This is a genomic window from Delftia sp. BGA-UO-ETr-SB1 (assembly GCF_059567865.1).
Genome location: NZ_JCAQOW010000005.1, coordinates 1,720,684 through 1,739,468, shown reverse-complemented (window position 1 = coordinate 1,739,468; position 18,785 = coordinate 1,720,684). Strand labels below are relative to the sequence as shown.

16 protein-coding genes are annotated in these 18,785 nt (G+C 69.4%); 12 read left to right on the top strand and 4 right to left on the bottom strand.

From position 1 onward, the window contains the following. Positions 1-141 precede the first annotated feature (141 nt). The 6 genes from AC57B5_RS18035 (at position 142) to AC57B5_RS18010 (ending at position 6,941) form a co-directional block, all read left to right on the top strand. On the top strand, positions 142-1,170 hold the full coding sequence (locus AC57B5_RS18035) for a tripartite tricarboxylate transporter substrate binding protein (protein ID WP_071954077.1): 1,029 nt from the start codon (positions 142-144) through the stop codon (positions 1,168-1,170). Positions 1,171-1,226: 56 nt separating this feature from the next. Continuing rightward, entirely contained in the window at positions 1,227-2,726 is a 1,500-nt protein-coding gene (locus AC57B5_RS18030; RefSeq protein ID WP_496400047.1) for a class I adenylate-forming enzyme family protein, read from the top strand. A gap of 31 nt (positions 2,727-2,757) precedes the next feature. Then, positions 2,758-3,519 carry a citryl-CoA lyase gene (locus AC57B5_RS18025; RefSeq protein WP_034398065.1) on the top strand — a complete coding sequence of 254 codons (762 nt, stop codon included), beginning with the start codon at positions 2,758-2,760 and terminating at the stop codon, positions 3,517-3,519. A gap of 417 nt (positions 3,520-3,936) precedes the next feature. Continuing rightward, entirely contained in the window at positions 3,937-5,103 is a 1,167-nt protein-coding gene (locus tag AC57B5_RS18020; RefSeq protein WP_496400046.1) for a CaiB/BaiF CoA transferase family protein, read from the top strand. Between the two features lie 36 nt (positions 5,104-5,139). After that, positions 5,140-6,153, top strand: coding sequence for a Bug family tripartite tricarboxylate transporter substrate binding protein (locus AC57B5_RS18015; RefSeq protein WP_133072506.1), 1,014 nt, complete (start codon positions 5,140-5,142; stop codon positions 6,151-6,153). Positions 6,154-6,164: 11 nt separating this feature from the next. Further along, positions 6,165-6,941, top strand: coding sequence for an enoyl-CoA hydratase (locus AC57B5_RS18010; protein ID WP_496400045.1), 777 nt, complete (start codon positions 6,165-6,167; stop codon positions 6,939-6,941). 8 nt (positions 6,942-6,949) lie between these two features. Here the strand turns inward: AC57B5_RS18010 and AC57B5_RS18005 are convergent, their stop codons facing one another. Further along, positions 6,950-7,876 carry a LysR substrate-binding domain-containing protein gene (locus tag AC57B5_RS18005; protein ID WP_333905366.1) on the bottom strand — a complete coding sequence of 309 codons (927 nt, stop codon included), beginning with the start codon at positions 7,874-7,876 and terminating at the stop codon, positions 6,950-6,952. Positions 7,877-7,979: 103 nt separating this feature from the next. On the opposite strand from AC57B5_RS18005, the gene mnmA reads away from it, so the two are divergent. After that, the gene (gene mnmA, locus AC57B5_RS18000) at positions 7,980-9,098 is read left to right on the top strand and encodes a tRNA 2-thiouridine(34) synthase MnmA (RefSeq protein WP_047219070.1); all 1,119 of its coding nucleotides are present in this window, start codon (positions 7,980-7,982) and stop codon (positions 9,096-9,098) included. 142 nt (positions 9,099-9,240) lie between these two features. Further along, positions 9,241-10,800, top strand: a complete 1,560-nt coding sequence (locus AC57B5_RS17995) for a serine hydrolase (protein WP_496400044.1) — start codon at positions 9,241-9,243, stop codon at positions 10,798-10,800. Here AC57B5_RS17995 and AC57B5_RS17990 read toward each other — a convergent pair. Both AC57B5_RS17990 and AC57B5_RS17985 read right to left on the bottom strand, forming a co-directional pair. Next, positions 10,769-12,751: a sensor histidine kinase gene (locus AC57B5_RS17990; protein WP_496400043.1), complete on the bottom strand. Its 1,983-nt coding sequence runs from the start codon at positions 12,749-12,751 to the stop codon at positions 10,769-10,771. The two genes, AC57B5_RS17995 and AC57B5_RS17990, sit on opposite strands and share 32 nt — an antisense overlap. 5 nt (positions 12,752-12,756) lie before the next feature. Further along, the gene (locus tag AC57B5_RS17985) at positions 12,757-13,440 is read right to left on the bottom strand and encodes a LuxR C-terminal-related transcriptional regulator (protein ID WP_088165764.1); all 684 of its coding nucleotides are present in this window, start codon (positions 13,438-13,440) and stop codon (positions 12,757-12,759) included. 191 nt (positions 13,441-13,631) lie between these two features. Between AC57B5_RS17985 and AC57B5_RS17980 the strand changes: the two genes are divergently transcribed. After that, complete coding sequence (locus AC57B5_RS17980) at positions 13,632-14,267, top strand: TetR/AcrR family transcriptional regulator (RefSeq protein ID WP_496400042.1); 636 nt, start codon at positions 13,632-13,634, stop codon at positions 14,265-14,267. A 15-nt stretch (positions 14,268-14,282) separates the two neighbouring features. Here AC57B5_RS17980 and paaN read toward each other — a convergent pair whose 3' ends face one another. Continuing rightward, positions 14,283-15,941, bottom strand: coding sequence for a phenylacetic acid degradation protein PaaN (gene paaN, locus AC57B5_RS17975; RefSeq protein ID WP_496400041.1), 1,659 nt, complete (start codon positions 15,939-15,941; stop codon positions 14,283-14,285). A gap of 148 nt (positions 15,942-16,089) precedes the next feature. Here paaN and paaK point away from each other — a divergent pair, with 148 nt between their 5' ends. Genes paaK through paaB form a run of 3 tightly spaced genes read left to right on the top strand, consistent with a single transcriptional unit; the run spans position 16,090 to position 18,779 of the window. Beyond that, entirely contained in the window at positions 16,090-17,409 is a 1,320-nt protein-coding gene (gene paaK / locus AC57B5_RS17970; RefSeq protein WP_496400040.1) for a phenylacetate--CoA ligase PaaK, read from the top strand. 45 nt (positions 17,410-17,454) lie between these two features. After that, positions 17,455-18,477: a 1,2-phenylacetyl-CoA epoxidase subunit PaaA gene (paaA, locus tag AC57B5_RS17965; protein ID WP_012202742.1), complete on the top strand. Its 1,023-nt coding sequence runs from the start codon at positions 17,455-17,457 to the stop codon at positions 18,475-18,477. After that, a complete protein-coding gene (gene paaB / locus AC57B5_RS17960; protein ID WP_012202743.1) occupies positions 18,474-18,779 on the top strand; it encodes a 1,2-phenylacetyl-CoA epoxidase subunit PaaB in 306 nt (101 codons plus the stop codon). Before paaA ends, paaB begins: the two co-directional genes overlap by 4 nt. The last annotated feature ends 6 nt before the right edge of the window (positions 18,780-18,785 follow it).

The window sequence follows — 18,785 nt, the reverse complement described above, 5'->3', positions numbered from 1 at the left end:
AAAAGAATTTCCCGGTGATTGCAGGCAGGGCAGAAAAGGGCCTGCGTGCAGCGCGCAGTGTGCCGCAGGCCGTCGAAAGCCCACACAGGCAGACATGAGCGGACATAAGCAGACATCAGAACGATCACCTGGAGACAAGACATGACAACCCCTGCCCGTTTCAATCCGTGGGCGCGCCGGCGCCTGCTGGCCTGTTCCTTCACCTGCGCACTGGCCGGCATGGCCGCCGCGACCGTGGCGTTGGCGCCCGCGCCCGTGCTGGCGCAGCCGGCGGCCTGGCCGGCCCGGCCCGTGCGGCTCGTGGTGGGCTATGCGGCCGGCGGCGCCACCGACGTGATCGCACGCCTGGTGGCCGCCCGGATGGGCGAGCAGCTGGGCCAGAGCGTGGTGGTGGACAACCGCACGGGCGCCAACAGCAATGTGGGCGCCGAAGCCGTGGCGCGGGCGCCTGCGGACGGCTACACGCTGTATGTCTACACCATTGCCAACACCATCAATGCCTCGCTCTACCCCCGGCTCGGCTATGACCCGGTCAAGGACTTCGAACCCATCGGCCTGATCGCCAAGATTCCCAACATCCTCGTGGTCAACCCGCGCCTGCCCATACAGAACGTGGCCGACTATGTGCGCTACGCCCGTCAGAGTGCGCAGGGCATCAGCTTCGCTTCGTCGGGCAGCGGCTCGTCGATCCACCTGTCGGGCGAGATGTTCCGGCAGCTGTCGGGCCTGCGCATGCTGCACGTGCCCTACCGGGGCAGCGCACCGGCCATCACCGACCTGCTGGGCGGGCAGGTGGATTCCATGTTCGACAACGCGCCCTCGGCCCTGCCCCACGTGCAGGCCGGCAAGCTGCGCGCGATCGCCATCACCAGCGCCCGGCGCTCGGCGCTGCTGCCCGATGTGCCCACGCTGGCGGAGTCGGGCTATGCGGGCTTCGACGTGCAGTCGTGGTTCGGCCTGGCCGCCCCTGCGGGCACGCCGCCCGCCGTGATCGAGCGCCTGAACCATGCCCTGAACACCGCCCTGGCCGCACCCGAGCTGCGCCAGCGCCTGGGCGAGATGGCCGCCACGCCCGAGCCCGGCACCCCGGCGCAGATGCGCAGCTTTGCGGCGTCGGAGATCAAGCGCTGGCGCGAGGTGGTCAAGGCCTCGGGCGCCACCGCCCAGTAGTTCGGCACACGTTCGGCAAAAGCTCAACACAACCGCCCCACAAGGAGACGACCCCCATGCAACCCATTGATTTTTTCTGGCGCGCGGCCGAACGCTGGCCGCAGCGCATCGCCATCGACGCGCCGGGCGGCTGCATGCGCTATGACGCGCTGGCCCGCAAGGTGGCCGCGCTGGCGGCCGGCCTGCAGGCGCTGGAGCCCGCCGTGCAAAGCCGCGTGGGCATCTGCGCGGGCAACAGCGCAGACCATATCGCCGCGCTGCTGGCGGTGATGGCCAGCGGCAAGGTCTGGGTGCCGCTCAATCCCAAGAGCACGCAGTCCGAGGTGCGCCGCATCATCGATGCCACCGAGCCTTCCATCGTGCTGTGCGATGCCGGCGGCGCTGCACTGGTGCAAGGGGCGCCGGGCATCCACCTGATGCTGGGCGAGGGCACGGCGGCCCTGGAGCAGGCGCAGACCGGCGCTTTGCCTGTGACACCCGACCTGCCCGCCGATGCCATCCAGGCCATCAAGTTCACGGGCGGCACCACGGGCCTGCCCAAGGGCGTGATGCAGCCCTGCCGCGCCTGGATGGCCGGCATTGCCAACCAGATCCAGGCCTGGGGGTTCGATGAGCATGACCGCTACGTCATGGCCGCGCCCATCACGCATGGCACGTCCACCTATCTGCTGCCCATCCTGGCGCAGGGCGGCTGCCATGTGCTGCTGGACGGTGCGGGTGCCGAGGCCGTGCGCAGCGCCTTTGCCCTGCGCGGCGGCACCGTGTGCTTCATGCCGCCCACCCTGATCTACATGCTGATGGCGCTGCCGGGCGCCAGCCGTGCGGACTTCCCCGGCCTGCGCCGCCTCATCTACGGCGGCGCCGCCATGCCGCCCGAGAAAATCCGCCAGGTGCGCGCCTTCTTCGGCCCCGTGCTGGCCACCACCTATGGCCAGACCGAGGCGCCGCAGATCCTCACGGCCATGCGGCCCGAGGACTTCGAGGACGAAGGCCTGTGGACCTCCGTGGGCCGGGCCACCTGGTTCAGCGACCTGGCCGTCATGGCGCCCGATGGCCGCCTGCTGCCCCGGGGCGAGGTGGGCGAGGTCGTGGCGCGCGGCGATCTGCTGATGAGCGGCTACTGGCGCCTGCCCGGCAAGACCGCCGAGACCCTGGTGAACGGCTGGCTGCACACAGGGGACCGGGGCCTGATCGATGCGCAGGGCTACCTGCACCTCAAGGACCGCCTGAAGGACCTGGTCATCACGGGCGGCTTCAACGTCTATCCCGTGGATGTGGAAAACGCCCTGGGCCAGCACCCGGCCGTGCACGAGTGCGTGGTCTTCGGCATCCCCGACGATCACTGGGGCGAGGCCGTGCAGGCCGCCGTGCAATTGCGCGCCGAACTGCGCCCCGACCAGCGCCCGGACGAGGCCGAACTGATCGCCTTCGTGCGCCAGCGCCTGGGCCCCGTGCAGACACCCAAGCGCATCCACTTTCACGCCAGCCTGCCGCGCTCGCCCGTGGGCAAGCTGCTCAAGACGGCCGTGCGCGAGCTTGCGCTGGCACCCCGCTGATCCCGCACACCATCACAAGGAGACCCTGGCCATGGCAACCCCCCAACCCCCCGTCACCCGCCTGTGCACCCACACCCTCACCAGCCTGCATTACCGCGATGCCGACCTGGTCGAGGACCTGATGGGCAAGAAGACCTTCACCGAGGTGATGCTGATGCAGATCCTGGGCCGCACGCCGCGCCCCGTGGACCTGCGCATCGCCGATGTGGTGCTCATCGTGCTCATGGAGCATGGCCTCACGCCCAGCGCCATCGCCACGCGCCTCATCTACATGAGCGCGCCGGAGAACCTGCAGGGCGCCGTCTCGGCCGGCCTGCTGGCCGTGGGCAGCTCCTTCGTGGGCACCATGGAGAACTGCGCCGCGCTGCTCGACCGCATTGCCGCCGCCGCCGACCCCGAGGCCGAGGCCCGCGCCATCGCCCAGCACCACAAGGCGTTGAAAAGCCCCGTGCCCGGCTTTGGCCACCACCTGCACAAGCCCGTGGACCCGCGCGCCTACAAGCTGCTGGACATGGGCCGCGCCGAACCCGAACTGGCGGGCAGCAGAATCCGCGCGCTCGAAATCCTCTCTGCCGCCGTGGACGCCGCAGCGGGCCGGCCCATCACCATCAATGCCACGGGGGCCGTGGCCGCCCTGCTGGGCGAGATCGGCGTGCCCACGGCAGTGATGCGCGGCTTTGCCGTCATCTCGCGGGCGGCCGGGCTGGTGGCGCATGTGGTGGAGGAGCAGCAAAGCCCGTCGGGCCGGTTCATCTGGGAAACGGTGGAGGAAGCAGTAGCGCATGCCCGGTAAAGGGGCCGAGCGCAGCGACGCCCCGCAGCAACTTCCCCGTATGTCAGCGCCTGCGCCGGGTTGTCTGCGGGGTTGCAGTCCTGCCGAAGGACAGGACTGCCTCGTCATCTGACTCGCCGTGATTGTCTGAACGGAGCGCGCAGCGCGAAGTGAGTTTCACGGCGAACCCCGCAGGCGGCCCGGTGCAGGTTGCCCGCAGCGAAGCGAAGGGTCGCGGACATTCGGGGTCGCCTTCTTTGTCCCCCTTTCTTGGCGATCAAGAAAGGGGGGCGGCCGCCGGGCCGAGACCCGGCCCCTGCCTGCCGCGCAGGCAAGCCGCTGGACACGCCAAGGCACAAGCAGCATGAAGCCCACGCGAACGCAGCATGAAGCAATGACCGATGGACCGCCGGCCCCCCTGCCGCGACCATCACCCCCATGCAACACAGCCATGGACTGTCCAGCGCCCTCGACGGCCTGCGCGTGGTGGACCTGTCCCGCATCCTGGCGGGACCCTGGTGCACCCAGAACCTTGCCGACCTGGGCGCATCGGTACTCAAGATCGAGCGTCCCGGCACGGGCGACGACACGCGCGCCTGGGGCCCGCCCTTCGTGCAGGCGCCCGGTGGCGAGGCCGTGTCGGCCTACTTCCTGTCCTGCAACCGCGGCAAGCAGTCGGTGGCGCTGGACTTCACCGAGCCGGCCTCGCATGCCTGGCTGCTGCGCCAGATCCGCGATGCCGACGTGCTGGTGGAAAACTACAAGGCCGGCGCGCTGGCGCGCCACGGGCTGGACTACGCGGCGCTGGCCGCCATCAACCCCGGGCTGATCTACCTGTCGATCACGGGCTTTGGTCAGAGCGGCCCGTTTGCGCACAAGCCCGGCTACGACTATGTGTTCCAGGGCCTGGGCGGCCTCATGGGCTACACGGGCGTGGCCGATGGCGAGGAGGGCGCGGGCCCGCTGCGCACGGGCGTGGCCGTGGTGGACCTGATGACGGGCATGTATGCCACCAGCGCCGTGCTGGCGGCCGTGGTGCAGCGCCAGCGCACGGGGCGCGGCCAGCACATCGACCTGGCGCTGCTGGACGTGGCCGTGGCCATGAATGCCAACCAGGCGGCCAACTACCTGGTCAGCGGCGAGAACCCGCGCCGCACGGGCAACGCCCATCCCAATTGCGCGCCCTACGAGGTGTTTGCCTGCGAAGACGGGCATTTCATCCTGGCCATCGGCAATGACGGGCAGTTCGCCGCCCTGTGCTCCGTGCTGGGCACGGACTGGCACCTGGACGCACGCTTTGCCACCAATGCCGCGCGCCTGACCGGCATGGCGCAGCTGCGCCCGCTGTTGCGCGCGGCGCTGGGCCGCTGGCCGCTGCAGACCCTGACCGATGCGCTGGACACCGCCCAGGTGCCCTGGGGCTGCATCAACACCATGGAACAGGTCTTCGCCCATCCGCAGGTCCGGCACCGCCAGATGCTGCAGACGGTGGAGCACCCGCAGCTGGGCACGCTGAAGCTGGTGCGCAACCCCATGGTGCCGGCCGGCAGCGGCGCCCAGGTGCCGCCGCCGCCCGTGCTCGGTGCGGCGCCGCAGGACCTCTGAATCCCTAGACATCGACAAGCCAAGAAGGAGACAAGGATGACGAAACGCATGAAAGCACTGAAGGCCGCCGTGGCAGCCGCCGCGCTGGCGGGGATGCCGCTGGCATATGCAGCGGGGGCGGCAGGGGCGGCAGGGGCACCGGGGGCCGGAAGCTATCCCGAGCGGCCCGTACGCCTGGTCGTGCCCTATGCGGTGGGCGGCGCCACCGATGTGATCGCGCGCGTGGCGGCGCGCTACCTGGGCGAGACGCTGGGCCAGCCCGTGGTGGTGGAAAACCGCCCCGGCGCGGGCGGCAGCACGGGCTCGGCCTATGCGGCCAAGCAGCCGGCCGACGGCTACACCCTGGTGATGATGGTGGAGAGCTCGCATGCCGTGAATCCCAACGTCTACGCCAAGCCCGCGTATGACCCGGTGAAGGACTTCACCCCCATCACCAACATCGCCAACGTGCCGGGCGTGATGGTGGTCAGCGCGGGCTCGGCCTACAAGAGCGCCAAGGATGTGAGCGACGCGGCGCGCGCCGCGCCGGGCAAGCTCAACTATGGCTCCTCGGGCAATGGGGGGCTCAGCCACCTGAGCGGTGCGCTGTTCGGCAGCACCACGGGCACCACCCTCACCCATGTGCCCTACAAGGGCCTGGGGCCGGCGCTCAACGACCTGATGGCGGGGCAGCTCGATGTGGTGTTCGACAACATGCCGTCCTCGGGCGCGCTGATCGCGGGCGGCCAGCTGCGTGCGCTGGCCGTGTCCAGCCCCGTGCGCCTGCCGGCCCTGCCGGGCGTGCCCACCTATGCCGAGGCCGGTCTCAAGCCCATGAACGACATGTCCTGGTATGGCCTGGGCGCGCCTGCCAGGCTCGATCCCGCCATTCTTGCCAGGCTCAGCGAAGCCATGCGCAAGACCTTGCAAAAGCCCGAGCTGATCAAGACCATCGAGCAGCAGGGCGCCGTCGTGGACTTCCAGGAGCCTGCGCAGTTCAGGCAGACGGTGGAGCGCTCCAACCGCGCCTGGTCCCAGCTGATCCGCGACATCGGATTCGAGAAACTTTGAGGAGATCTGCCGTGTATGCACAAGTGACCTTTCCCACCCCGCAGACCGCCGTGCTCACCATCACCGGCGGCGGGCCGCTGAACATCCTGGGCACACCCGTGATCCGCGCGCTGACCGCGCAATTGGCCGAACTGGCCGAGCGCCCCGATCTGCACTGCCTGGTGCTGCGCGGATCGGGCACGCGCGCCTTCGTGGCGGGGGCCGACATCCGCGAGATGGCGTCGCTCAACGCCGCCTCGGCACGCGCCTTCATCAGCGGGCTGCGCGACCTGTGCAACGCGGTGCGGCATTTCCCCGTGCCCGTGATCGCCAGGCTGCAGGGCCATACGCTGGGCGGCGGGCTGGAGCTGGCCATGGCGGCCGACCTGCGCATCGCGGCCGATGATGCCGTGGTGGGCATGCCCGAGGTCAAGGTCGGCATTCCCTCGGTGATCCACGCGGCCATGATGCCCGCGCAGATCGGCGGCACGCGCGCCAGCTGGCTGCTGCTCACGGGCGAGAACATCGGTGCCCTGCAGGCCGAGCGCTGGGGCCTGCTCAACGAATGCGTGCCCGGCGACCAGCTCGATGCGCGCATCGCGCAGATTGCCGAGGGGCTGGGCGGGATCGGCATCGAGGCGCTGCGCCAGCAAAAGCGCCTGCTGCGCCGCTGGGAGGGCATGGGCGTGGACTCGGCCATCACCGACAGCGTGGCCGAGTTCGGCGCGGCCTTCAACACGGGCGAGCCGCAGCACCACATGAATGCCTTCCTGGAGCGCAAGCAGGCCAAGGCCCAGCCCCAGCCCTGAACCCGGGCCTAGGCCTTGTCGGCCAGCCCTTTCAGAAAGCTGCGCAGCCGCTGCGCGGTGGGCGTCAGCGGCCGTTCGCTGGAGCGCACCAGCTGTAGCGGGCGCCGTGCCCAGGTTTCCTCCAGCGGCAGGCAGGCCACCGCATGCGCGGTGCCGAGCCTGCGGTAGATGCTGTGCGGAATGATGGCCAGGCCCACGCCCTGCGAGACCAGCCGCACGATGGAGGTGAAATCGTCCACGTGGATGCGGCAGCGCAGCGGCCGGCCATGGCGCTTGGCCAGCTCGCGCAGAAAGGCGTAGTTGCTGCTGGTCAGCGCCATGCCCACGAAGGCATGGGACAGGGTGTCGAAGAACCGGCAGGAAGGGCCTTCGCCGTCCTCTGGCCTCTCGCCCGGCTGGGGCACCAGCGGATGGCCGGGCGGGGCGATCACCACCAGGCGGTCCAGCGCAAAGGTCTCGCAGGCCACGGCGCCCGCCATGGGCTCGCCCGCGTAGACGCCCAGGTCGGCCTCGCCCTCGGCCACGCTGGCGGCAATCGTCTCGCTGGTCTGCTCGACCAGGGTCAGGTTCACCTCGGGAAATGCGGTCAGGAACTCGCCGATGTGCGGGCCGATGAAGCCGTGCAGCGAGGAGCTGTTGGCCGCCAGCGTTGCCTTGCCCTGCAGGCTGCTGCCCAGCAGGGCGGCCTCGGCCTCCATGCCGTCGATGGCAGCGAACACGCCGCGCGCATGCTCGAGCATGGCGTGGCCTTCCTCGGTCAGCCGCATGCCCTTGTGCTCGCGCGTGAACAGCTGGCAGCCCAGGGCCTGCTCCAGATTGCGCAGGCGCTGGCTGGCGGCCGAGGGCGTCAGGTGCCGCGCCTGGCTGGCACGCGAGAGATTGCCGGCCTGGGCGATGGCCATGAACAGCTTGAGATCGGTCAGGTCGTAGCGCATGCGGGCGTTTCCTAGGGGGCAAGAGGGCCATTATTCCTGCTGGCGCAGGGCTGCAAAGCCCGTGGCGCGCAGCCTTTGAAGGGCGCGGGGATAATCGCTGCCCATGACTAAACACCGCGTCGTGGTGGGCCTGTCGGGCGGTGTGGACTCCGCTGTCACGGCCCATCTCCTCAAGCAACAGGGCCATGAAGTGGTCGGCATCTTCATGAAGAACTGGGAAGATGACGACGACAGCGAATACTGCTCGTCCAATGTCGATTTCGTCGATGCCGCCGCCGTGGCCGACGTGGTCGGCATCGAGATCGAGCATGTGAACTTCGCCTCCGAGTACAAGGACCGCGTCTTCGCCGAGTTCCTGCGCGAGTACCAGGCCGGCCGCACGCCCAACCCCGACGTGCTGTGCAATGCCGAGATCAAGTTCAAGGCCTTCCTGGACCACGCCATGCGCCTGGGCGCCGAGAAGATCGCCACGGGCCACTACGCCCGCGTGCGCCAGAACCCCGACACGCAGCTGTTCGAGCTGCTCAAGGGGCTGGACCCGGCCAAGGACCAGAGCTACTTCCTGCACCGCCTCAACCAGGCCCAGCTGTCCAGGTCCATGTTCCCCGTGGGCGAGCTGAAGAAGACCGAGGTGCGCCGCATTGCCGAGGAGATCGGCCTGCCCAACGCGAAGAAGAAGGACTCCACGGGCATCTGCTTCATCGGCGAGCGGCCGTTCCGCGACTTCCTGAACCGCTACATCAGCAAGGAGCCCGGCAACATCCTCGACGACCGCAACCGCAAGCTGGGCAAGCATGTGGGCCTGTCGTTCTACACGCTGGGCCAGCGCTCGGGCCTGGGCATCGGCGGCGTCAAGGAAAAGGGCGCGCCGCGCGGCGGCGGCGACCACGAGCCCTGGTTCGTGGCGCGCAAGGAGCTGGACACCAACACGCTGCGCGTGGTGCAGGGCCATGACCATCCCTGGCTGCTGTCGCAGTCGCTGCTGGCCGACCAGGTCAGCTGGGTGGCCGGCCATGCGCCCGCCGAGGGCAAGGCCTACGGCTCCAAGACGCGCTACCGCCAGCCCGACTCGCCGGCCCTGATCTCGGGCGCCACGCCCGAAGGCTTCCGGCTGGATTTTCCCGAGCCGCAATGGGCCGTCACGCCCGGCCAGTCGGCCGTGCTCTACGACGGCGACGTGTGCCTGGGCGGCGGCATCATCGCGGCGGTGGATCCGCGCTGATGCAGCAGTGACGCGGCACTGATGCGGCATTGATGCCGGGCAGGATTCGGCCCGGCGCGTTTTGCTATCGTCACGGGGGGCGGCACAACCGCCCCTTTTTCTTTTTCCTTTTGTTCTTCACGACAGCACCACAGGAGACCCCATGGCTTCATCGATTCTTGCGCGCCGGCATTTTCTGGGAGCGGCCCTGGGCGCCGTGGCCACGGCCGGATGCAACGGCGAGGTGTCCTGGGGCGATCCCATCGATCCGCCCGTGACGGACCGCGTCAAGCGTGCGCTCGATCAGCTCGACGGCCAGGTGCGCGCGCAGATGCGGCGCACGGGCGTGCCCGGCGTGGCCGTGGCCGTGGTGCATGAGGGGCGCCTGGTCTATGCCCAGGGCATGGGCGTGCGCCGTCTGGGCTCGTCGCTGGCCGTGGATGCGGACACGGTGTTCCAGCTCGCCTCCGTCTCCAAGTCCGTGGGCGCCACCGTGGTGGCGCAGCAGGTGGGCCAGCGCCGCGTGTCCTGGGACACGCGCGTGCAGCAGGGCCTGCCCTGGTGGACGCTGGAGGACGCCGACGCGGCCCAGCGCATCACCGTGGGCGACATGTATGCCCACCGCTCGGGCCTGCCCGGCCAGGCCGGCGATGCGCTGGAGGAGCTGGGCTACAGCCAGCGCCAGATCCTGGAGCGCCTGCGCTATCTGCCGCTGCGGCCCGTGGGCACCCAGTACGCCTACAGCAACTTCGGCCTGATCACGGGCGCCGAGTCCGTGGCCGCCATCGCGGGCCAGTCCTGGGCCGCGCTGTCGCAGCAGGCCGTCTACGGCCCGCTGGGCATGACCCGGACCAGTTCGCTGTTTGCCGATTTCGAGGCGCGCGCCAACCGCGCGGCCGGCCATTTGCGCGTCAACGGCGTCTGGCAGACGGGGCCGGTGCGCCGGCCCGATGCGCAGTCGGCTGCGGGCGGCGTCAGCTCCACGGTGCGCGACATGGCGCGCTGGATGACCATGCTGCTGGACGAGGGCCGCTTCGAGGGCCGCCAGGTGGTCGATGCGCAGGCGCTGCGCACGGCGCTGTCGCCGCAGATGCTGCAGTCGCCGGCCGGCAACGGCGAGCCTGCGCGCTACTACGGCTTCGGCTTCAACGTGGGCGTGTCCGAGGCGGGGCGCACCACCTACAGCCACTCGGGCGCCTTCGGCACGGGCAGCGCGACCAGCTTCACCGTCATGCCCGAGCTCAAGCTGGGCATCGTGGTGCTGACCAACGGCATGCCCATCGGCGTGCCCGAGATCGTGGTCTCGCAGTTCCTGGACCAGGTCGAATGGGGCCGCCAGCGCCAGGACTGGGAGAGCATCTGGACCAAGCGGCTGGCACCCATCATGCAGCCGCATGGCGAGCTGGTAGGCAAGACCCGGCCCCCTTTCCCGCGCCCGCCCCGGCCGCTGGGCGCCTATGTGGGCAGCTACGCCAACCGCTTCTACGGGCCGGCCCAGGTCAGCCTGCAGACGGGTGGCGGGGGGCTGCAGGTCAGCCTGGGTTCGCAGCGCATGCTGCTCAGCCACTGGGATGGCGAAGTCTTCAGCTTCGTGCCCGAGGGCGATTCGCCGGGCAGCCTGTCCAAGGCCACGTTCGACGGCAACCAGCTCACGCTGGAGTATTTCGACGATGTGCTGACCCCGGCCGGCGTCAGTGCGGGGATAGGGCGCTTTTCGCGCTGAGGGTGGCCTGCTCCGTGCCTTCGTGCAGGTGATCGCCGGGCACGGGCAGCCAGGCGGCCAGCACGGTGGCGCCGGGTTCTGAGTCCATGTCCAGATGGCCGCCCAGGCGCTGCAGGCGCGCCTGCATGCTGCGCAGGCCCACGCCCATGCCGGCCTGCTGCACGGCGGCCACGTCAAAGCCTGCGCCGTCGTCGGTGATGCGCAGCATCAGCCAATGCGGCTCGGGCCACTGCAGCTGCACCTGCACGCACTGGGCGCGGCTGTGCTTGATCACATTGGCCAGCGCTTCCTCCAGCACGCGCGTCAGCGCCAGGCACTGCAGCGCACCGGGCGGCTGCGGCCAGGCGGCCGGCACCTGCCAGTCGGACTGCATGTCCAGCGCGTCGAACAGGCTGGCAAAGCGGTGGCGCAGCGGCGCGATCCAGGCCTGGGGCGTGTCCGGCACGGTGACGGAGACGCTGGTGCCGCTGTCGATCATCTGGCGCAGGTCGTCGCGCAGCAGCTTGAGCACGGACAGGAACTGGCGGTTGTGCATGGGGCCGCCCGCCTGCTCCACCATGGCGATGGAGCGCACCAGGGAGCCGCCCAGGCTGTCGTGCAGGTCGTGCGCCAGCTGCATTCGTTCCTGCAGCCGCGAGTGGCTGAGCGCCAGCGCATGCTCGCGCGCCAGCGTGCCGCCGAGCTCGTCGCAGGCACGCGCCACGCTGTCGGTCAGCTCCTGGTTGAACTGTTCGATGCGGCGCATGCTGAGCACGAACTGCCGGCCCAGCACCATGGACAGGGCCAGCATGGTCAGCGGCGCGGTGTAGGGCATCCAGGGCGTGGCGGGGCCGATCACCTTCTTGAGCGCCAGCATGTCGTGCAGGCCCGCGCACAGGAAGACCAGCAGGCAGGCCGCGTAGACCAGGTGGCCCGGCTCGCGCGTGCGCCAGGCGTGCAGCGGAAAGTGCAGCGACACGGCCACGCAGATGCCGAAGTACACCAGGCCGATGTGCAGCACGCCGTCCACCAGCCACCAGGGCGCGAAGATGGCGGCGGCCATGCCGGCCAGCGTCAGCGCCCACAGCAGCTTTTCCAGCCGGGGCAGGTGCAGCCTGCCGAAGCGCCAGGTGAACAGGCAAAAGCTCTGGCTGAACAGCAAAAAGACCAGCAAATTGCCGCGTGCCACGGCCAGGGTGTCGGGGAAGGGCCAGGCCTCGGTGGCCAGGATATTGGCCAGGAACAGCGCCCAGCAGAAGGCATTGAGCGCGTACCAGCCAAAGGCCTTGCTGGCGCGCCGCTGCAGCCAGGCAAAGGCGAACAGCACGCCCAGCACCAGCGAGACCACGATGTTCATGGCAAACAGCGTGCGCTGGTTCCACCAGGTCTGCTCGTGCCACTGGCGCAGCGCCTCGGGCTCGCCCAGGCGCACCTCGCCCAGGCCCGGCGTCTGCTCGGCCAGGCCGTGCACGCGTATCCACACGCTGTTGGTGCCCGCATGCAGGGCGGATTCGGGCAGCAGCCAAAAGCGCGGCATGTTCCAGCTGCGCGACAGGGGCTCGACCAGGTGCCGGTCGCGCCACAGCAGGTCGCCGTTCACGAAGACCTCGCCGGCCATGACCATGGAGTGCAGGGCCAGCGCCACGGGATCGGCGGCGGCGGGAGCGGTGGCAGCGGCGGCAGCGGGGTGAGCGCAGCCGCGCTGCCAGTCGATGCGGTACCAGGCGGCGCCGCTGTAGCCGGGCCAGCGGTCCAGCCAGTGGTCGGGCAGGGTCACGTTGTGCCAGTCGCGTACCGCGCTGGCGATGGGCGGCGGTCCCTGGCCTGCGGCCTTGGCGGACTGGATGGACAGGATCTGCGGCAGGCAGGCCTGGGCCAAGGCGCAGGTACTGCACAGGAGAAACGCAAGGCTCAGGGCGAGGCCCAGGGCGAAGTGCCGCACCGGGCCAAACCACCGGCGCCACCCGCCCATGGCCGTCAGCCCAGCAATCCGCGCACGCGTGCCGTGTTGACGGCGCGCGTGCGCGAGGACACGGCCAGCTTGCGGTAGATGTGCTTGATGTGGCATTCCACCGTGTAGCGCGACAGGTGCAGCTGCTCGGCGATCTCGCGGTTGGTCAGGCCGTCGGCCACCAGGCGCAGGATCTGGCTTTCGCGCGCGCTCAGCGTGGACTCGGTGCCGCCGCTCTCCGGCGTGGCGGGTGCCGCGCCCTGCAGCTCGGCGATCACGCGGCGCGCAATGAAGGGGTCGATGGGCGCGCCGCCGCGCAGCACGCTGCGGATGGACAGCGACACTTCCAGGTCGTCGCGCTCCTTGAGCACATAGCCGGTGGCGCCTGCGCGCAGCGCCGCGAGGATGGCGTCCTCCGTGCTCCAGGCCGAGATCACCAGGATGCCCACGGCCGGGTCTGCGCTGCGCATCTCGGCGATCAGGTCGATGCCGCTGCCGTCGGGCAGGCCCAGGTCCACCAGGGCCAGCGCCACGGGCTCGGCCAGGCAGGCGCGGGCCTGGGCCAGGGAGCCGGCGAACAGCAGGGCATCGGGCGTGTAGCCCAGCTGGCCCAGCACGGACTGCAGCCGCTGGCGGATCAGCGGCTCGTCCTCCACCACCAGCACCGGGGCCGGAAGCGTGGACTCTGGGACAAGCAGGTGGGCGGGCATGGAAAAGGCGTGCGCAGCGGCGGGCGTAAAAAGGGGCAGGATGGCCGCCCGACTGTGGGCGAAGCCCGCATCTTTGCATATCCCTGAAAACTGGTAATCGCGGGGGCGCGCGCCGCTGCGCCGTCCATAATTCCGGCCCGGGCCGCACGGGCGGACCCTGGCAACGACACCTACCGAAAGGACGCCGCCGCATGGCACGCGTACGTGACCCTGCTGGCTACGATGGCCAGCGTGAAATGATCCTCTCCCACGCCGCCCAGCTGTTCGCGCAGCGCGGCTATGCGGGCACCTCCATGAACGAGGTGGCTGCGGCCTGCGGCGTCTCCAAGGCCACGCTCTACCACTATGTGATCGACAAGCACGACCTGGCCGTGCGCATTGCCGAAGAGCATGTGCTGCGTCTCGAAGCCCTGGTCAACGACACCCTGCAGGCCCATGCCGATCCCGAGCAGCGCCTGCATGCGCTGATCCGCGGCTTCGGCCAGGAGTACGCCCAGGCCCAGAATGCCCACCGCGTGCTGACCGAGGACGTGCGCTTCCTGCGCGAGGAAGACCAGCAGCGCATCCTGGACGTCGAGCGCCGCGTGGTCGCCGCCTTTGCGCAGACCATTGCCCAGGTGCGCGGCGAGTCCGCCGACAGCGCCCTGGGCAAGCCCCTGGCCATGCTGCTGTTCGGCATGATCAACTGGACCTTCACCTGGCTCAAGCCGGGCGGCACGCTGGACCATGACGCCATTGGCACCATGGTGTCCCAACTGTTCTTCGGCGGCGTGCGCGCGGTCAGCGTGCCGGACGGCAAGAAGCCGCGCAAGGCCCGCCAGGCCTAGGCTCGGCCCGGTCCCTCACCACCTGCGCTGCACGACCACGAAGCGGTCGGCCACGAAGGCCAGCGTGGTGTAGCTGGCATTGGCCGCGGGATTGCCGCCCGTGGCGTGGAAGTCCGAGAAGCCTGCCGACTGGTTGACCATCACGCCCTGCGTGAGGTTGATGGACAGGGCCACGCGCGAGCGCAGCGCCGAGGCCGCCACGGCATCGACAAAGGCCGCATCCGTGGAGTACAGGCCCAGCGTCATCGCGCCATGCGCGCGCACGCTGCGCTCGGCCAGCTCGCGCGCGGCCTGGGCCGAGGGCACGGCCACCAGGTAGGAGACGGGGCCGAAGCATTCGCGCTCGTAGATGGCAGCGTCCGACACGTCCAGCGCGCGCAGCGCGGGCGTGCGCACCTCGGCCTGCGGGTACTCGGGATGGGTGAGCTTTTGCGAGGCGCGCACGGCGCGGCCCACGGTGGCGGCCTGTTCCACGCGCTCCACGGTCTGCGCAGAGCCTATGGCGCCCAGCACGGTGAAGGCCACCTTGGGATCGGCCAGCAACTGGTCGATGGCGGCGGCCAGATCGGCGCCGACCTGCTCGAAGCTCTTGTGGCCCTGGTCAGTCTCTATGCCGCCGGCCGGAACCAGCAGGTTCTGCGTGGTGGTGCACATCTGGCCGCTGTACAGCGACAGTGACAGGGCCAGATTGCGCAGCATGCCTGCGTAGGCATCGGTGGACTCGATCACCACCAGGTTCACGCCGGCCATCTCGGCATACAGGCGTGCCTGCGGCGCGTTGGACTGCAGCCACTGGCCGAAGGCATTGCCGCCGGTGAAGTCGATGGAGGCCACGGCCGTGTGCGTGGCCAGGGCCTGGGTCAATTCGGGCTTGTCGCTCACGGCCAGGGTCACGAGGTTGGGGTCCAGGCCCTGCTCGGTCAGCACATCGCGCAGCACGCTCACGGTGAGCGCGGCCGGCAGCACGGCGTTGGGGTGGGGCTTGACGATCACGGGGTTGCCCGTGGCCAGCGCGGCGAACAGGCCCGGGTAGGTGTTCCAGGTCGGGAAGGTGGCGCAGCCGATGACCAGGGCCACGCCACGCCCCACGATCTCGAAGCGCTTGTGCAGCACGGCGGGCGCATGCTTGCCCTGGGGCTTTTCCCAGACGGCCTCGGCAGGCACGTCGGCCATGGCCTTCCAGGCCACGGCAATGGCTTCCAGGGCGCGGTCCTGCGCATGGGGGCCGCCGGCCTGGAAGGCCATCATCGCGCCCTGGCCCGTGGTCAGCATCACCGCATGCGCGATCTCGAAGCTGCGCTGGTGGATGCGCGTCAGCGCCTCCAGCAGCACGCCGGTGCGGCCCTGGGGTCCGAGCGCCTGCCATGCGGGCTCGGCCGCCTGGGCGGCATCCACCAGTGCCTGGGCATCGCACTCGGGGTAGCGGATGTCCAGGGCCACGCCATAGGGCGATTGCTCGGTGGCCACGCGGGCGCGTTCACCGGGCTGCTGCAGCGGATAGTCCTTGCCGAACAGCGCCTGCACGGCGGCGTGGCCCTGGGCCTGCGCGGTCTCGCCATACACCTTGGGCGAGGGCGCTTCGGGGAAGGGCGACCAGTGGCCCCGGCGGGACAGGGCCTGCAGCGCGTCGTCGAGCAGGGGGCGGTGGCGTTCGTAGAGGGCGTGGGCGGGCATGGGATGTCTCCTGGTTTGGAATGTGGCGTCGCTATCAGGGTTAGTACCGGACAACAAGCCTTGTTGCTCAAGAAAGCTGCATCTTATAATCCTACCGTCCGGTCGGTCAATTATTCTGAACCCCTTGCCTCACGACGCCAGAACCCCGATGAACAAAGACCTGCGCCCCGCCCCCGGCGACCTCGACCCCATCGAAACCGCCAGCCGCGACGAGATCGCCTCGTTGCAGCTGCAGCGCCTGCGCTGGTCGCTGCAGCATGCCTACGACAACGTGCCGCACTACCGCCGCGCCTTCGACGAGAAGGGCGTGCATCCGTCTGACCTGCGCACGCTGTCCGACCTGGCCCGCTTTCCCTTCACCACCAAGAAGGACCTGCGCGAGAACTACCCGTTCGGCATGTTCGCCGTGCCGCGCCAGAAGGTGGCGCGCGTGCATGCCTCCTCGGGCACCACGGGCAAGCCCACGGTCGTGGGCTACACGTTGAATGACATCGACAACTGGGCCAACCTGGTGGCGCGCTCCATCCGCGCGGCGGGCGGGCGGCCCGGCGACATGGTGCATGTGGCCTATGGCTACGGCCTGTTCACGGGCGGCCTGGGCGCGCACTACGGTGCCGAGCGCGCGGGCTGCACCGTGGTGCCCATGTCGGGCGGGCAGACCGAAAAGCAGGTGCAGCTGATCCAGGACTTCCGGCCCGACATCATCATGGTCACGCCCAGCTACATGCAGGTGATCGTGGAGGAGATGCAGCGCCAGGGCCTGGACCCGCGCGAGAGCTCTTTGCGGATCGGCATCTTCGGCGCCGAGCCCTGGACCGAGGCCATGCGCCGCGAGATTGAGGGCAAGGCGGGGCTGGATGCCGTGGACATATACGGCCTGTCCGAAGTCATGGGCCCGGGCGTGGCCAGCGAATGCGTGGAGAGCAAGGACGGACCGGTGATCTGGGAAGACCATTTCTACCCCGAGATCATCGACCCGGACACGGGCGAGGTGCTGCCCGACGGCAGCGAGGGCGAGCTGGTCTTCACGTCGCTGTCCAAGGAAGCCATGCCCATCATTCGTTACCGCACGCGGGACCTGACGCGGCTGCTGGCGCCGACTTCGCGCAGCTTCCGGCGCATGGGCAAGATCGTGGGGCGCAGCGACGACATGATGATCATCCGCGGCGTCAACGTGTTTCCGACCCAGATCGAGGAAATCGTGCTGGCCAATGCCAGCCTCACGGGCCTGTACCAGATGCACATCAGCCGTGAAGGCCTGCTGGACACCGTCGAGGTGCACTGCGAGCTGCAGCCGCAGCGGCGCGGCCTGGGCGATGCCGAACGCGGCGAGATCGCGCAGTGGGTGCAGCAGCGCATCAAGACCCTGGTGGGCATTTCCACGGCGGTGCGCGTCTTCGATCCCGACACCATCGAGCGCACGCAGACCGGCAAGGCCCGGCGCGTGTACGACAGGCGGCCGCGTTGAGGCACCGCCGGCCGTCGTCAACCATTTCATTGAAGGAGATCGCACATGTATACCCAGGCCATGGACACCATGGGCAAGGAAGCGGGCGATGGCGGCAAGGCCGTGCGCTCGGCCGACGAAATGCGCCTGCAGCAGCGCTTTGACGAGCGCATCGATGCCGGCGAATTCATCGAGGCCAAGGACTGGATGCCCGACAACTACCGCAAGACGCTGCTGCGCCAGATCAGCCAGCACGCGCACAGCGAGATCGTCGGCATGCTGCCCGAGGGCAACTGGATCAGCCGCGCGCCCACGCTCAAGCGCAAGGCCATCCTGCTGGCCAAGGTGCAGGACGAGGGCGGCCATGGCCTGTACCTCTACGCGGCCGCCGAGACGCTGGGCAGCAGCCGCGACCAGATGCTGCACGCGCTGCACACGGGCAAGGCCAAGTACAGCTCCATCTTCAACTACCCCACGCTGACCTGGGCCGACATGGGCACCATCGGCTGGCTGGTGGACGGCGCGGCCATCATGAACCAGGTGCCCATCTGCCGCTGCTCCTATGCGCCCTACGCGCGCGCCATGGTGCGCATTTGCCGCGAGGAGAGCTTTCACCAGCGCCAGGGCTACGAGGCGCTGCTGACCATGATGCAGCAGGGCACCGAGGCGCAGAAGGCCATGGTGCAGGACGCCGTCAACCGCTGGTGGTGGCCGTCCATCATGATGTTCGGCCCGCCCGACGACCAGTCGCCCAACAGCGCGCAGTCCATGCGCTGGGGCATCAAGCGCATCTCCAACGACGCGCTGCGCCAGAAGTTCATCGACGCCACGGTGGACCAGGCCAAGGTGCTGGGCGTGACCCTGCCCGACCCCGACCTGAAATGGAACGAGGCCCGCCAGGCCCATGACCATGGCCCCATCGACTGGGACGAGTTCTGGCGCGTGATCGCCGGAGACGGCCCCTGCAACCGCGAGCGCCTGGGCGCCCGCGTCAAGGCCTGGGACGAAGGCGCCTGGGTGCGCGAGGCCGCCCTGGCCCATGCCCGCAAGCAGACACAGAGAAACCAGACCCGCAAGGAGGCCGCATGACTGCCGTCGAACAGAACATCACCAACGAATGGCCGCTGTGGGAAGTCTTCGTCCGCAGCAAGGCCGGCCTGGACCACAAGCACTGCGGCAGCCTGCATGCGGCCGACCCGCAGATGGCGCTGCAGATGGCGCGCGATGTCTACACGCGGCGCCAGGAGGGCGTGAGCGTCTGGGTGGTGCGCTCGGACCAGATCGTGGCCAGCGACCCCGGCGACAAGGACATGTTCTTCGACCCGGCCCAGGACAAGGTCTACCGCCATCCGACCTTCTACCAGCTGCCGCCCTCGGTGGACCACATGTGAGCGGGG

Excerpts from the sequence above, each read along its gene's own strand:
- AC57B5_RS17995 (WP_496400044.1), top strand. The coding sequence starts at position 9,241 with ATGGCTTCATCGATTCTTGCGCGCCGGCATTTTCTGGGAGCGGCCCTG.
- AC57B5_RS17990 (WP_496400043.1), bottom strand. The coding sequence starts at position 12,751 with ATGGGCGGGTGGCGCCGGTGGTTTGGCCCGGTGCGGCACTTCGCCCTG.
- paaA (WP_012202742.1), top strand. The coding sequence starts at position 17,455 with ATGTATACCCAGGCCATGGACACCATGGGCAAGGAAGCGGGCGATGGC.
- AC57B5_RS18025 (WP_034398065.1), top strand. The coding sequence starts at position 2,758 with ATGGCAACCCCCCAACCCCCCGTCACCCGCCTGTGCACCCACACCCTC.
- AC57B5_RS18030 (WP_496400047.1), top strand. The coding sequence starts at position 1,227 with ATGCAACCCATTGATTTTTTCTGGCGCGCGGCCGAACGCTGGCCGCAG.
- AC57B5_RS18015 (WP_133072506.1), top strand. The coding sequence starts at position 5,140 with ATGACGAAACGCATGAAAGCACTGAAGGCCGCCGTGGCAGCCGCCGCG.
- AC57B5_RS18005 (WP_333905366.1), bottom strand. The coding sequence starts at position 7,876 with ATGCGCTACGACCTGACCGATCTCAAGCTGTTCATGGCCATCGCCCAG.
- AC57B5_RS18020 (WP_496400046.1), top strand. The coding sequence starts at position 3,937 with ATGCAACACAGCCATGGACTGTCCAGCGCCCTCGACGGCCTGCGCGTG.
- paaK (WP_496400040.1), top strand. The coding sequence starts at position 16,090 with ATGAACAAAGACCTGCGCCCCGCCCCCGGCGACCTCGACCCCATCGAA.
- paaN (WP_496400041.1), bottom strand. The coding sequence starts at position 15,941 with ATGCCCGCCCACGCCCTCTACGAACGCCACCGCCCCCTGCTCGACGAC.
- AC57B5_RS18035 (WP_071954077.1), top strand. The coding sequence starts at position 142 with ATGACAACCCCTGCCCGTTTCAATCCGTGGGCGCGCCGGCGCCTGCTG.
- mnmA (WP_047219070.1), top strand. The coding sequence starts at position 7,980 with ATGACTAAACACCGCGTCGTGGTGGGCCTGTCGGGCGGTGTGGACTCC.
- AC57B5_RS17980 (WP_496400042.1), top strand. The coding sequence starts at position 13,632 with ATGGCACGCGTACGTGACCCTGCTGGCTACGATGGCCAGCGTGAAATG.
- AC57B5_RS17985 (WP_088165764.1), bottom strand. The coding sequence starts at position 13,440 with ATGCCCGCCCACCTGCTTGTCCCAGAGTCCACGCTTCCGGCCCCGGTG.
- paaB (WP_012202743.1), top strand. The coding sequence starts at position 18,474 with ATGACTGCCGTCGAACAGAACATCACCAACGAATGGCCGCTGTGGGAA.